General features: G+C 56.0%; 12 protein-coding genes. 10 read left to right on the top strand and 2 right to left on the bottom strand.

Annotated features, from left to right (window positions below; all coding sequences use genetic code 11):
* Nucleotides 1-16: 16 nt before the first annotated feature.
* The 5 genes from ABEV74_RS13740 (at nt 17) to ABEV74_RS13760 (ending at nt 6,272) form a co-directional block, all read left to right on the top strand.
* On the top strand, nt 17-2,647 hold the full coding sequence (locus ABEV74_RS13740; protein WP_430146722.1) for a DUF5696 domain-containing protein: 2,631 nt from the start codon (nt 17-19) through the stop codon (nt 2,645-2,647).
* Nucleotides 2,644-3,531, top strand: coding sequence for a carbohydrate ABC transporter permease (locus ABEV74_RS13745; protein WP_307860603.1), 888 nt, complete (start codon nt 2,644-2,646; stop codon nt 3,529-3,531). Before ABEV74_RS13740 ends, ABEV74_RS13745 begins: the two co-directional genes overlap by 4 nt.
* An 18-nt stretch (nt 3,532-3,549) precedes the next feature.
* Nucleotides 3,550-4,503, top strand: a complete 954-nt coding sequence (locus tag ABEV74_RS13750) for a carbohydrate ABC transporter permease (RefSeq protein WP_062493005.1) — start codon at nt 3,550-3,552, stop codon at nt 4,501-4,503.
* 51 nt (nt 4,504-4,554) lie between these two features.
* Entirely contained in the window at nt 4,555-5,595 is a 1,041-nt protein-coding gene (locus tag ABEV74_RS13755) for a family 20 glycosylhydrolase (RefSeq protein WP_430146724.1), read from the top strand.
* A 170-nt stretch (nt 5,596-5,765) separates the two neighbouring features.
* A complete protein-coding gene (locus tag ABEV74_RS13760) occupies nt 5,766-6,272 on the top strand; it encodes an RDD family protein (RefSeq protein WP_430146725.1) in 507 nt (168 codons plus the stop codon).
* Between the two features lie 63 nt (nt 6,273-6,335).
* On the opposite strand, the gene cdaS is transcribed toward ABEV74_RS13760, so the two are convergent.
* Nucleotides 6,336-7,010 carry a sporulation-specific diadenylate cyclase CdaS gene (cdaS, locus tag ABEV74_RS13765; RefSeq protein ID WP_430146726.1) on the bottom strand — a complete coding sequence of 225 codons (675 nt, stop codon included), beginning with the start codon at nt 7,008-7,010 and terminating at the stop codon, nt 6,336-6,338.
* A 169-nt stretch (nt 7,011-7,179) separates the two neighbouring features.
* On the opposite strand from cdaS, the gene ABEV74_RS13770 reads away from it, so the two are divergent.
* From ABEV74_RS13770 to ABEV74_RS13790, 5 genes are all read left to right on the top strand, one after another.
* Entirely contained in the window at nt 7,180-8,160 is a 981-nt protein-coding gene (locus tag ABEV74_RS13770) for a LacI family DNA-binding transcriptional regulator (protein WP_430146728.1), read from the top strand.
* A gap of 12 nt (nt 8,161-8,172) precedes the next feature.
* Nucleotides 8,173-9,915, top strand: coding sequence for a glycoside hydrolase family 13 protein (locus ABEV74_RS13775; RefSeq protein WP_430146729.1), 1,743 nt, complete (start codon nt 8,173-8,175; stop codon nt 9,913-9,915).
* A 12-nt stretch (nt 9,916-9,927) separates the two neighbouring features.
* Nucleotides 9,928-11,241, top strand: a complete 1,314-nt coding sequence (locus ABEV74_RS13780; RefSeq protein ID WP_430146731.1) for an extracellular solute-binding protein — start codon at nt 9,928-9,930, stop codon at nt 11,239-11,241.
* Nucleotides 11,242-11,313: 72 nt separating this feature from the next.
* Nucleotides 11,314-12,180: a carbohydrate ABC transporter permease gene (locus ABEV74_RS13785; RefSeq protein WP_430146733.1), complete on the top strand. Its 867-nt coding sequence runs from the start codon at nt 11,314-11,316 to the stop codon at nt 12,178-12,180.
* An 18-nt stretch (nt 12,181-12,198) separates the two neighbouring features.
* Complete coding sequence (locus ABEV74_RS13790) at nt 12,199-13,023, top strand: carbohydrate ABC transporter permease (protein WP_430146734.1); 825 nt, start codon at nt 12,199-12,201, stop codon at nt 13,021-13,023.
* A 92-nt stretch (nt 13,024-13,115) separates the two neighbouring features.
* On the opposite strand, the gene ABEV74_RS13795 is transcribed toward ABEV74_RS13790, so the two are convergent.
* Nucleotides 13,116-13,487, bottom strand: coding sequence for a hypothetical protein (locus tag ABEV74_RS13795; protein ID WP_430146736.1), 372 nt, complete (start codon nt 13,485-13,487; stop codon nt 13,116-13,118).
* Between the last annotated feature and the right edge of the window lie 126 nt (nt 13,488-13,613).

A 13,613-nucleotide genomic window follows, 5' to 3' on the forward strand; every position in this document is an offset into this window, starting at 1 on the left:
GGAGGGAGGGATTGATTTGACCGGATGGATCAAAACAGCGATCGGCCTGCTGTGCGTCTGCATCGTCGCCGGATCGTTCGCCGCGATGGCGGCCGGGAATACGGCGTCACAGCCGGAAACGCATACGGCCGCCCGTCCGGGCGAAACGGAAGCGTCCGCGGCGCCGGCGAATTCGGCAGCCGAAGCATCCGATCGGAGGCCGGAACGTCCGGCCGCTCCGGCGTTGCCGGCCACTACGACGGCTAATACGACCCATACTGCCAATACGGCCAAGGAGCTCGAAGCGCTCCGCGCGATGGAACGGATGGCCGAGAACGAAACGCTCGTGCTGTACGCCAACCGGAACACGGCGGAAATCGCCGTGAAAGACAAGCGGGACGGCTATGTCTGGTTTTCCAATCCCGCCGACCGCGACGAGGACCCGATCGCGTCTCCGCTCTACAAGGCGGAGAGCGCTTCGCAGGTGATCGTATCCTACTATAACGAGAAAGGCCAAATCAACACCATGAACAGCTATGCGGAAAGCGTGCAGAAAGGGCAATTTACGCTCGAACAAACGGGGGCCGGCCTCAAGGTCGTATACGAGCTTGGAAGCGCAGCCGCGGCGACGAGCAACGTGCCGCAGCGCATCAGCAAGGAGCGGATGGAAGAGGCGATCTTGAACCGTATCGAGGACGCCGACGTCCGGGAGGATGTCGCCTTCAAATTCCGGTTTAATGAAGAGGCGCAAGTTTACGAGCTGCGGAAGCTGCAGGATTATGTACTGGAGGAACTGTCCGCGACGCTTGCGTCGATCGGCTATACGGCGGAGGACGCGGCCATGGATCAAGGGGAAGGAGACGGCAGCGCGGCCGCGGCCGAGAAACCGTCGTTTACCGTACCGCTTGAATACGAGCTGGACGGCGAGCATCTTGTCGTGAAGGTGCCGCTTGCGGAGCTGCGTTATGCCGAGACGTATCCGATCGCCCATTTGCAGCTGCTGAAGCACTTCGGCGCAGCCGGCAGCTCGAAAACCGGCTATCTGTTCGTACCGGACGGAACGGGCGCGCTCATCCGTCTCAATAACGGACGATTGAACGCCGAAGCGTTCAGACGGGCGGTCTACGGCGACGACGGCACCTTCGATGTGAAGGAAGCGCCGCGGCAGAGCGAGCTGGTCCGGCTGCCCGTGTTCGGCATGAAGCAGAACGATCACGCCTTCGTGGGCATGATCGAGGACGGAGACGCGCTGGCTGCCGTCATGGCCGATATCGGGGGGCGGAACGATTCCTATAACACCGTCGGCGCGCAGTTCAAAATTGTGGCCATGGACCATTACACCTTGACGTCCGGAACGAAATCGAGCTCGGTGCCGATGTTCGAGCGGCAGCCGTATCAGGGCGACATCCTGATCCGGTACGCCTTCCTGAGCGGAGACGAAGCGGATTACGCGGGAATGGCCGTCCGCTACCGGGAGCGGCTGGCGGAGCGCTACGGGCTGACCAGGCTGGAGCCGGGAGACGCTCCGTTCATGCTCGAGCTGGTTGGCGCGTTTCCGAAGGAAAAGTCGTTCCTCGGTATTCCGTACAAATCGACCGAATCGCTGACCGGATATGGCGAGGCGCGGCAGCTGCTTCAGGAATTGAAAGCGCAAGGCGTCGGCCGTATCGCATTAAGGTATGTCGGCTGGTTCAACGGCGGGATACGCCACGATCTGCCGTCCCGGGTCCGTCCGATCGGCGCGCTCGGCGGAAAAAGCGGCTTGCGGGAACTGGTGAACTATGCCGAGTCCAATCAGGTGGAGCTGTATCCGGATGTGGCGCTGCAGCAGGCATACGAGAAGCCGGGCCGTCCGGCGTCGTTCCTGAACCGGAAGACGGCGAAAATATACAAGTACGATCTGGTAAGCGGCGTGCAGGACAAGTCGGCCTTCTCGCATTACATCCTGTCTCCCTCCGCGCTGTTCGGGCTGGCCGAGCGTTTCGCCGCGGCGTACGACGATTACGGCATCGGAGGGTTGTCGCTGCGCGATCTCGGAAGCGAAGTCAACTCGGACTTCGATACGGATCATCCGGTCAGCCGGCAGGATGCGCTGCAGATTGCGCAGCAAACGGCCGCTATGCTGCGGGAGCGGACGGGGAAGCTGATGGTCAGCGGCGGCAATGCGTACAGTTTGCCTTACGCCGGCATGATCGTGAACGCGCCGGACGGAAGCAGCGGCCACAATCTGACCGACGAAACCGTTCCGTTCTACCAGATCGCGCTGCACGGCTATTTCGAGCTGGCGGGGACGCCGTTCAATATGAGCGAACGCCAGGATCCGCATTATGCGGCGCTGCAGGCGCTGGAGACCGGCTCGAACATTTATTATCAGTGGATGTTCAGTCCGTCGTCGGCCGTCAAGGAAACGCCGTACAACGATTTGTACGCGCTGCACTACGGGGACTGGATCGGCGAAGCGGCCGAGCTTTATAAGGAAGCAAGCGAGACGTTGAAGCGGGTGCGGCATCTGGTCATTACCGACCACCGCAAGCTGGCCGACAATGTCACGCAGACCGTCTTCGAAAACGGCGTGTCCATTATCGTCAATTACAACAATACGGCTGTGCAGGTGAACGGCATGAAGATCGACGCCCGCAGCTACCGGCTGGACGGTGAGCCATCTTGAAAAAAAGGTTAACGCTTGAACAGACGAAGGCGCTCTGGGGCGTCATATTCTGCATCCCGCTCATGACGGGACTGATCATGCTGTTCATCCTGCCGCTTATCCAGTCGTTCCGCTTCAGCCTTAGCTCGATCGAGCTGGTGGAAGGCGGCTTCGATGTCGTCTATCAGGGCTTCGGCCATTATACGGAGCTGTTCACCTCGAACGCGGACTTTCCGCGGGCGCTTGCGGAAGCGGTCGTCAACATGGTCGTCAACGTGCCGATTATTATTTTCTTCAGCCTGTTCGCGGCGGTGCTGCTGAACCAGAAATTCCGGGGCCGGGCGCTCGCGCGGGCGATCTTCTTCCTGCCGGTCATCCTCGCTTCCAGCGCGATCGCAAACATCGATGTCAGCAGCTTCGTCGGCGCGCTGACGAGCGGCAGCGGCAGCGATGAGAGCAATGCGCTGCAGAGCTTCGAGCTGAAGAAGATGCTGCTGGAATCGGGCATTTCGCCCGTCTTCGTCAACTATGTGACCGGCGCCGTCGACCGCATCTACGAAATTATCAGCTTGTCCGGTGTGCAAATTCTGATCTTTCTGGCCGGCCTTCAATCGATCTCGCCTTCGCTCTACGAAGCTTCCAAAATCGAAGGCGCCACCGGCTATGAAACGTTCTGGAAGGTGACATTTCCGATGCTGTCGCCGCTCATTCTGACGAATACGGTCTATTCGATCATCGATTCGTTCACCCATAACAGCATTAACGAATTAATTTCGTCCACCGCGTTCAAGCTGTTCGATTTCGGTCTGAGCGCGGCGATGGCCTGGGTTTATTTTGCGGTTGTGGCGTTCATTCTCGCGACGTCCGCTTGGTTCATATCCAGAAAAGTGTTTTATTACGACTGAAGAGGGGGCGAAAGGGGAATGAAACGGCCAGCCGCATACGCAGAGCAGTTTATCATCAGGTACAATCCTGCGGAACGGGCGAAACGATGGATCTGGATCGTTCTGCGCGCCTTGCTGATTTCCGGATTTTGTTTCATTATCCTGTTTCCGCTGTTTCTTCGTCTGTCGGTCGCGTTCCGCAGCAGAGTCGATATTTACGATCCGACGGTGCTGTGGATTCCCCGGAATTTTACGCTGGAAAACGTCGAGAAGGCGATCGAAGCGATGCAATATGTTCCGGCCACGCTCAATACGTTTGCGATATCGGCCAGTACGACGCTCATTCAGCTCGTATCCTGCGCTCTGGCCGCCTACGCTTTTGCCAGGCTGAAATTCAGAGGAAGCGGTCTGCTGTTCGGACTCGTCGTCTTTACGATCGTCGTTCCGCCGCAGACGATTATGATTCCGCTGTACCTGACGTACCGGTATTTCGACTTATTCGGCTTGATCGGGCTGTTCACCGGCAAGGACAGCGTGAACCTGATCGACACGTTCTGGCCGTTCCTCATTTCCTCCGGTACGGCGATGGGCTTGAAGAACGGGCTGTACATTTATATTTTCCGCCAGTTTTTCCGGGGTATTCCGAAGGAGATCGAAGAGGCGGCGCTGGTCGACGGGGCCGGAGTGATCCGGACCTTCTACCGCATCATGCTGCCGAACGCGGTTCCCGCCATCGTGACGGTGCTGCTGTTCTCCTTCGTCTGGCAATGGAACGACAGCTATTATGTATCGCTGTTTCTGAGCAAGGTGAAGGTGTTGTCGACAGGGCTGATGGGGATGGGCGTAGCGATCGGCGGAGAGCCCGATCCGGTCTATTTCTCGATTCTGATGAATACCGGCGTTCTGTTGTCCATGGCTCCGCTCATCATTCTGTATCTGTTCGTACAGCGATATTTCGTGGAGAGCGTGGAGCGGACCGGTCTGGTCGGATAACGGCAGGCACGGTTAGGAAGAAACCAATGACAGTCGGGAGGAATGACGGCAATGAAGCAGTTGCGCGGATTTCATATGCGGTTCGGATCGCATGAGGATGTCGGCAATTTGAAGCGGGTCATCCGGGATGAATTGGTGCCGCTCGGCGTCAACGTGCTCGTTCTGGAATGCAATACATCGTTCGTGTTCGAATCGCATCCGGAGGTGTCGGGAGGGACGCTGACGAAGCAGGACGCGCGGGAGTTGTCCGCATTGTGCAAGGAAAACGGCATCCGGCTTATCCCGCTGTTCGAATGTTTGGGCCATCAAGGCTGGGGCGGCTCCCGCAATTCGCTGCTAAGGGCGCATCCCGAGTTCGACGAGACGCCGCATGTGCCGACCGATGCGAAATGGCCGGACTTCTATTGTCCGAGCTGGTGTCCGTCGCATCCGGATATCAATCCGCTCGTCTTCGATCTGATGGACGAGCTCTTGGACGCGTTCGAGGCGGACGCCTTGCACGTCGGCATGGACGAAGTGTTCGCGATCGCCGACGACCAGTGCCCGCGCTGCCGCGGGAAAAACAAGGCGGAGCTGTTCGCGGACGCGGCGAACGCGTATTACGATCATCTGACGAAGAAGCGGAACGTGCAGATGCTGATGTGGGCGGACCGGCTCATCGATGCGAAAGGGATGGGCTATTCGCAGTGGGACGGCGACGTATACGGCATTTGGCCGGCGGTCGACCGTATTCCGAAGGACGTCATTCTGTGCGACTGGCATTACGACAAGCTCGACGCTTATCCGTCGATCGGTTATTTTCTGGATAAAGGATTTACCGTGTGGCCGTGCTGCTGGAAGACGCCGGAAGCGGCGCTCGATCTGCTGGAGCAGGCGGTCGGGCAGGCGAAGGAGCGGAACGCGCTGGACCGGATGCCGGGGATGCTGGTCACCGGCTGGAACGCGACCGGCGAGAATCTCGTCGCGGCCCTGTTCGGCGACGGCGATCTGGGCGAAGACCCCGGCGACATCCGCGGCATCGCCGCGACGCTGCGCACGGTGATGAAAGCGCTGGACAAGTTGGCGGAAGGCGCGACAGACATGCGCCCTTGAGAAAAATACAGGACGGAAGCCGCAGATAGGACAGTTTCCGTCCTGTTTTATGTTTCGGAATCGAGGACGGTTCGTTCGGAAGCCGGTTTACGGATCGCGGGGCATGAAGTAAGATATGGAAAATACGATAATCAATGAAAATATCCGGCAGAGGATGTGAAGCTCGCGCGATGCGATTATCGGTTGCAAGATTATTCGCCTACTGGCTCGATGTCGTCATGGCCGCAGCCGTATTGATCGGCTTTCAGGCGCTTCTGTACGCGGTGACGGGCGGGTTTCCGTTCGATCATCTCGAGTACGGCTATCAAATCATGTTATGGGTTTGGGCCACGATCTCGTTGCCGGTATGGATCTGTTTTACCGGATGCGAAATGCGCTGGCGGCAGACGGCCGGCAAACGGCTGCTCGGGATTCGGGTAATCGCGGTCGGCGGGAGTGGCCTTCGCTTCCGCCAGGCGCTGACCCGAACGTTCGTCAAGCTGCTGCCTTGGGAGGCGACCCATGTGATCCTGCTCTATCCGGTACCGTGGTGGCAGGGAGCGGCCGATACGGGAAGGGAATGGCTCATTATCATTCCGAATGCGATGATGATCATCTATATTGCCGTTCTGTTGGCCGGCAGGGGGAAGCGCGCGCTTCACGATTACATCGCCGGCACGGAAGTCGTAGCGCGATAATGCTCAGCATTCCTGTTCGGCATAAGCGAAAGTTGGGACCGGCGTGCCCTCAAGAACGCCGGTTTATCGCTTCGCAGCGGCGGAACCGGCGGCCGTTTCGTTAAATTCGCTGCCCTCGGAAGGCGCAGGAATGGAGAAAGGGTACAGCCGCCCGTCCAGGCTGAAGGAAGTCGTGCCGGTCTCCTCCGATACGACCAGGACGAGCGCATCCGATCTTTCGGACAGGCCGATCGCCGCCCGGTGGCGGGTGCCGAGCTTCCGCCCGCTGAACCGTTTCTTGGTGAGCGGCAAAATGTTGGCCGCGGAAACGATTTTATCGCCCTTGATCAGCACCGCTCCGTCATGCAGCGGGCTGCCGGCGACGAAGATCGACTCCAGGAGCGAGCTCGTAATTTCCGCAGACAAGGGGATGCCCGGGCTGATCAAATCCGCGACCGGAACGTCCCGCTCGATAACGATAAGGGCGCCCAGACGTTTAAGCCGGATTCGCATGATCGATTGCGAAATTTCATCGTACTTGTCGGTGAACGGAGACAGGAAGCATTTCAGATAGTAGGAAGAAGCCAAAGCGCTGGATAGCATGAAGCTTTTGGAAATCTCGTCCAGTTCGTTCAGCAGGCAAGTGTCGTTTTCGTCCAGATCGGACATAACCCGGTCCAGACGATGGGCGATGGAAGTCAGTTGCGCTTGAAGCTCCTGCTTTAACGGTGAAAAATCGCAATTTTTATCGGTATCCATGACAGCCTCCCTTCCAGCTTTAGCTTTGCCTGTCAAGGAATCGGATATTCGAAAAGCGTTATCGGGACTTTTGAACGACAAATTTAGACAAACTTATTGCCAATTCGACCGCAATTTCGTATAATGTTTTATGCAACCGGTTGCATTAATGCGGAAAGGATTTTCGGACGTGAACGAAAACAAAATAACGATTCAAAAAATCGCCGAGCTCGCGGGAGTCAACAAAGCGACCGTTTCACGCGTGTTAAATGGAAGCGCTACGATTTCGCAAAAAACGAAGGAAAAAGTCGAACGGATTATCAAGGAATACAACTATACGCCCAATACGATTGCCAGGGGACTGGCGGTCAACAAAACGTTTACGGTCGGATTTTGTCACGATTACAAGGACAAGCGGGCGTTCGCCAACCATTTTTTCTACAAGATGCTGCAAGGAATCGAGAATGTCATATACGATAACGACTATCTGTTCCTGATGATGAGCCGGCATGAGAGAGAAGACGGCACATCCATGTTCGAGCGGGTCGTCAAGGAACGGCGCGTCGACGGCGTCATTCTTCCGAGCTCCTTGTACAACGAAGCCAATTACAGGCTGCTGAAGGAGCATCGGATGCCGTTCGTCGTACTGGGAGAACGGGAATTCGGCCATTCCGACGTTCGGTGGGTGGACGTCGACAACCGGCAGGCGGCGCAATTGCTGACCGAGCGCCTGTACGAGAACGGTTACCGGCGCATTCATCTTTATACGGATCAGGAGGCTATTGCGCGGGACAAATTTATCGCGGATCGGATTGACGGATATACCCGCACGATGGAAAAGCTCGGCCTGCCCGCATTCGTCGCCACGAGCGTCGGCGAGCTGCAAGCCCGCGGCACGGAAGCCGTCATCTGCTGCACGCACGAGCAGCTGTTCGAATTGTTGAAGGAGACCGCTGACGGTCTGCCGCTGCCGGATGCCGAGCTCGGGACATTCGACGAAAACCCGATGTTCCAATATTTCAAACGAACGGTCCATTACGTGTCGATCGACCTGGAAAAAATGGGCGAACAGGCGGCGCATCTTCTGCTTTCCATCATCAATCAAAAAGAAGGCGTTCCGCACTTTATCCAGATTCCCGCATTTTTGGCGAGAACATCAGATTTTGAATAAAGGACAGATGAAATGATAACAAGCTATTATCACGATCCTGCGATCGACGTCACGCTGACGGAACCGAAATCGCTGGATATTCGGTTGAAGCTGCCGGCCCATGCGCGGGACGTGCAGTTTATCGCCTGGAACAAAGCGAGGCGGGAGCCTTACCGCACCGAGCGGTTGAAGGTGAGCCGCTGGGCGGAATCCGAACGCTATGCCTATTACCGGATCAACTGGACGTGTATGGAACCTAGTGTTCGATACCTTCAGTATACATTCAAGTTTTCGATGAACGGGGGGACGCTATGGCTGAACGAAGACGGCTTGCACGAAGCCGATGAAATGCCGGGCAAAGGGGCGTTCGAGTTTCCTTACGGCAGCGACCGGGACGCCGTACATTCACCGAGCTGGATACGCGACAGGGTATGGTATCAAATTTTCCCGGAGCGGTTCCGCAACGGCGATCCGGCGAACGACCCGGAAGGCACGCTGCCATGGGGGACGCCGCCTACCAGAGACAATATGATGGGGGGAGATATACAGGGAATTATCGACAAGCTCGATTATTTGAAGGAACTTGGCGTTAACGCCCTCTATTTGAATCCCGTTTTTGCGGCGAAATCGAATCATAAATACGACACGCTGGACTATTTCAAGATCGACCCGCAATTCGGCACATTGGAAGATATGAAACGGTTGACGGAACGATGCCGGGAGCTCGGCATCAGAGTCGTGCTCGATCTGGTGATCAATCATTGCGGCTACGATCATCCGTTCTTTCAGGATGTCGTAAAGAATGGAGAGCGCTCCGTGTACCGCGACTGGTTCTATATCCGCGAATATCCGGTTACGTTGAGCGATACGAAGTACGATTCCGTCTGGTATTATCGATGGATGCCCAAATGGAAGACGTCGAATCCCCAGGTGAAGCAGTACGTCTTTGACATCGTTTCTTTTTGGCAGAAAGAAACGGGCATTGACGGCTGGAGAATCGACGTCGCCGATGAGGTGGAGCTCAGTTTTTTGCGCGAACTGAACTCCCATGTGAAGCAAATAAATAAAGACGCCTTTATTATCGCAGAAATTTGGCACGATGCCAAGAGACTGATGATGTCCGGCGGCACGGACAGCGTCATGAACTACGATCTGCGTTCCATCCTGATCGACTTTATCGTCGACCGTTCCATCACGGCGGAGCAATTTCATGCCAGGCTGGTCCGTTATGTCAACCGATATTCGGAAGCGGAGCTTTCGCAAATGTTCAATTTGCTCGGCAGCCACGATACGGAGCGGATTTTGACCCGCTGCGGCAACCGGATCGAGCTTTTGCATTTGCTTGTCGCGCTTCAGTATACGCTGCCGGGCAATCCCGTCATTTATTATGGCGACGAGCTCGGCTTCCAGGGGGATAACGATCCGGGTTGCAGAGCGTGCATGACGTGGACCGCCGATTATAAGAACCATCCGCTGTGGACGTTGCTGCGTCAATGGAACCGGCTCAAAACGACGGAGGCGGCGCTTCAGCATGGCCATGTGGAGCTGCGGCACATTCCCGAACTGGACGTGTACGCGGTGAAACGGATGTACGGAGCCGAGCAGGCCGTCCTTCTGCTGAACTTTTCGCAGCAGGACCGGCGTCTGGATGAGATTTGCCGTCAACTCGGCTGCGATACGGACGAGCTGCATGCCGTGCATTTCCCGGCCGTCCCCTGTCCCGATGGGCTGCTGCCGGTGATGCGGTACGCATTTTTTCTAAACCGTAAGCGATAAGGAGAAGATCGAATGAATATGAAAATGAAGCGGGGACGGTTGTCCTCTTCCATAATCGCGATACTGTTGATCGCTGTTCTGGCTGGCTGCGGAAACGGCGGTTCAGGAGAAGGAAACGGGACCGCATCCGGCGGAAACGAAAACGGAGAGGCGGGAGCGCCGAAATCGGCAACGCTTACATTCTGGCATCATTACAGCACCGCCTCGCCGGAAGAGAAAACGTTGAACGAAGTGCTGATTCCGAAGTTCGAAGCCGAGCATCCGGGCATTAAGGTCAACGCGGTCGCCTTTCCGTGGGATCAGCTGCACAAGAAGATTCAAATCGGAGGCAGCGCCGGAGAGCTTCCCGACGTCGCCCGGCTCGATATTATATGGGTGCCGGAGTTTCAGGATGCCGGATTGCTCGTTCCGCTGGACGAACAATTTGCGGATTTCGACGAGGTCGTCGGGCAATTGCTCGAAGGCCCCGTTTCGACGGCAAAGGTCGGCGATCACTATTACGCCTTGCCGCTCAATACGAATACGAAAGTGCTGTTCTGGAACAAGGACTTGTTCGCCAAAGCCGGTCTGACCGAAGCGCCGGCGACGACGGACCAATTTTTCAGCGAGCTCGGCAAGCTGAAAGCGGCCAATCCGGACGGATGGGGATACGGCGAGCCGGCGCTTCAAGGCTGGAATATATTGCCGTGGCTCTGGAGCAACGGCGCCGACGTGCTGTCGCCGCAATACGATTCGGCAACAGGTTACCTGAACGCTCCCGAAACGGCAAATATATTGAAACGGCTGCGCGAAGCATACAAGCAAGGCGAGCTCGCCGGATTTGAACAAGGGAATGTGCCGGTTACCGAAGGACATGCGAACGGCACCTATGCGATGATGGCCGAAGGCCCGTGGGCTTTCGCGCAATTCCAGTCCCAATTCCCCGATTTTCAGACGGCTGTCGCGCCGTTCCCCGGCGGGGAGACCGGCTCCGTTCAAGTGCTCGGCGGGGAAGATATCGGTATTTTCAGTCAAAAGCATAAGCAGGAGTCCTGGGAGTTCGTCAAGTTTATGACAAGCGAATTCGCGCAGAAGGAAATGGCCAAAGCGGGCCAAATTCCGGTAAACATGCAGGCTATCGAAGACGAAGAGATCCGAAAAATCGAATACTTCGCACCGTTCCTGGAGCAGTTGAAAACGGCCAAAGCCCGTCCTCCGATTCCCGAATGGCCGCAAATCGACCGCATTTTGAGCGACACGATGTCGTCCATCTTTATGACGGATCGGGACATCCAGGCCGAATTGGATGCGGCCGCCGAAAGCATTGACGCGCTTCTAGCCAAATAACGAACCGAATGCCGGACACCTGAACCGCCTGGTATCAGGTGTCCGGCTGCCTTGACGAAGGAGTGTCCAAAGTTGCGACATAACAAATGGGACGGCTATCTGTTTCTGGCTCCCGGCTTTATCTTTTTTTGCGTCTTTCTCGTCTATCCGCTGCTGCATAATTGGGTTTACAGCTTTTTCGATTTCAAACTGTCCAATTTGAACGAAGCTTCGTTTGTCGGTTTGGACAATTACCGAAGAGTGTTTCAGGACCCGGTGTTCTGGATATCCGCGCGAAATATTTTGATTTACGGCGTCATCTCCGTTCCGGGGCAAATGATTTTGGGCTTCGCCGCCGCATATGCGCTGAATCGCGCCGATCTGTGGTCGAAGCTGTTCCGCACGCTCTACTTTTTGCCTGTTATTACGTCCTGGGTCGTGGCCTCGCTTATTTTTACGTTTATCGTGACCGATCAAGGGCTGCTGAACTATTTGATCGTGGATGTGTTTCATCTGGCGGACGAACGGATCGGTTGGCTAAGCGATCCGTGGAAGGCGATGATCGTCTTGAGCATGCTTGGCATCTGGAAGGGGGTTGGCTGGGCGATGGTCATCTATTTGGCCGCTCTGCAAGGCGTGCCGAAAGATTTGTACGAGTCCGCCGATTTGGACGGATGCGGCCCGCTTCAGCGCATCTGGCATATTACGCTGCCGTCCATTCGCAGTACGAATTTCTTTATTCAAATTATGCTGATCATCGGGGCTTTCAACGTATTTACATCGGTTTTTCTCATTACGAAAGGCGGCCCGCTGCACCAGACCGAGGTGATGCTGACATGGATGTACCAGAAAGCGTTCACCGAATACGATCTCGGTTACGCGTCCGCGCTGTCGTACGTCTTCGCTCTCTTGATCGCCCTTCTCACGGCAATCCAATTCAAATGGAACAGGTCCAATTAGGGGAGGGGAAAGATCGGGATGAAAATGGTGTATCGCATTATCAAGATGGTGGTCTTGACGGCGGGGGCGGTCATCTCGGTTTATCCGCTGCTGTTTATGCTGACGACCGCGTTGCAGCCTTCGACATTGCTGTTCGAGTACCCTCCGAAGCTGCTGCCATCGCAGCTGACATGGGCAAACTTCGCGGAGGCGTGGACAAGCCAAAATTTCTCGATTTATATGGGCAACAGCGTCATGGTTACGGCGGCGAGTTTTCTGCTTATCTTCGTGCTGTCGTCGATGCTGGCTTTCGCCTATTCGCGCTTTCGGTTTGCCGGCAAATCACTGACCTTCGCCATGCTGATGGGGGCGCTCGTCATTCCGGGTTTAACGCTGGTCATTCCGCAATTTATGCTCATTCGGAGCCTGGGATTGTTCGATTCCTACTGGGGCTTGATTACGGTATACACGGCAAGCGCGATTCCGTTTACCACTTTTTTGCTCAAAGGCTTTTTCGACACGATTACGAAGGAGATCGACGAGTCCGTTTCGATCGATGGCGGAGGATCGTTTCGCTTGTTCCTATCGGTCATTCTGCCGTTGTCCAAGCCGGCATTCGTGCCGGTTACGATTTTTAACGCGCTGACCATATGGGAAGAGTTCCCATGGGCGCTCACGATTATCAACGATCCGTTGAAACGGACGCTGCCGATTGCTTTGGCCAATTTTCAAGGCCAGTATACGACGCAGTGGGGCATCGTATTTGCGGGCTCGCTGATCGCCTTGCTGCCGGTTATTTTGCTGTTTGTGTTTCTGCAGCGCTATTTTATTGCCGGGATAACGGCCGGGGCGGTAAAAGGGTAGATTATCCGCTCTGTTGCATCCCGTTCGATCTTGCTCGAAGGGGCCTTTCCAGTCGCCATCGTCATGGCGGGAAGGCCCTTGCTTATGCCGTTTTATTGAAGGTTGCGGAAAGAAGAGCCGGTATTGATCGGCTGCTGCCGGTACGGTTGCTGCTGATACGGCTGCTGTTGCAGGAATTGCTGCTGCGGGTTGGAGCTCTGCATGCTTTGGGCGGTCTGCTCGAGCTGCTTGCACAGCTGGGAAACCTGCTGCATCTGCTGCATGGCCAGTTGATGGCCGTGAAGCGCGGTTTGGATCATTTGCGCCGCCTGCTGCTCGCGGCGGACCAGCCCTTCCAGCGTTTGCGCGTTTTGCTGCTCTTGCTGCAGCATTTGCTGATACATTTGAGTCGCTTGTTGAGTCTGATTCATCAATTGATGGATCAACTGCTCGCATTGTTGAATTTGATGGGTCAAGTTGTGCATCTCGATTCTCCTATCACGTTAATGTGTATTGCTGATGCGAAAGCATCCGGACCAAACCGTATCGTTCCACGGTTGCATCGAACTTATTCATTTCGGAGGCCCTTCCGGCTCTGTCGGATAGCATGA

The sequence above is a fragment of the Paenibacillus cisolokensis genome, assembly GCF_050481165.1.
Taxonomy (GTDB): Bacteria; Bacillota; Bacilli; order Paenibacillales; family Paenibacillaceae; genus Paenibacillus_AH; species Paenibacillus_AH cisolokensis.

Bases quoted from the DNA above. Each gene is read 5' to 3' on its own strand.
- ABEV74_RS13750 (WP_062493005.1), top strand. From the start codon at position 3,550: ATGAAACGGCCAGCCGCATACGCAGAGCAGTTTATCATCAGGTACAAT.
- ABEV74_RS13755 (WP_430146724.1), top strand. From the start codon at position 4,555: ATGAAGCAGTTGCGCGGATTTCATATGCGGTTCGGATCGCATGAGGAT.
- ABEV74_RS13760 (WP_430146725.1), top strand. From the start codon at position 5,766: ATGCGATTATCGGTTGCAAGATTATTCGCCTACTGGCTCGATGTCGTC.
- cdaS (WP_430146726.1), bottom strand. From the start codon at position 7,010: ATGGATACCGATAAAAATTGCGATTTTTCACCGTTAAAGCAGGAGCTT.
- ABEV74_RS13775 (WP_430146729.1), top strand. From the start codon at position 8,173: ATGATAACAAGCTATTATCACGATCCTGCGATCGACGTCACGCTGACG.
- ABEV74_RS13780 (WP_430146731.1), top strand. From the start codon at position 9,928: ATGAATATGAAAATGAAGCGGGGACGGTTGTCCTCTTCCATAATCGCG.
- ABEV74_RS13790 (WP_430146734.1), top strand. From the start codon at position 12,199: ATGAAAATGGTGTATCGCATTATCAAGATGGTGGTCTTGACGGCGGGG.
- ABEV74_RS13795 (WP_430146736.1), bottom strand. From the start codon at position 13,487: ATGCACAACTTGACCCATCAAATTCAACAATGCGAGCAGTTGATCCAT.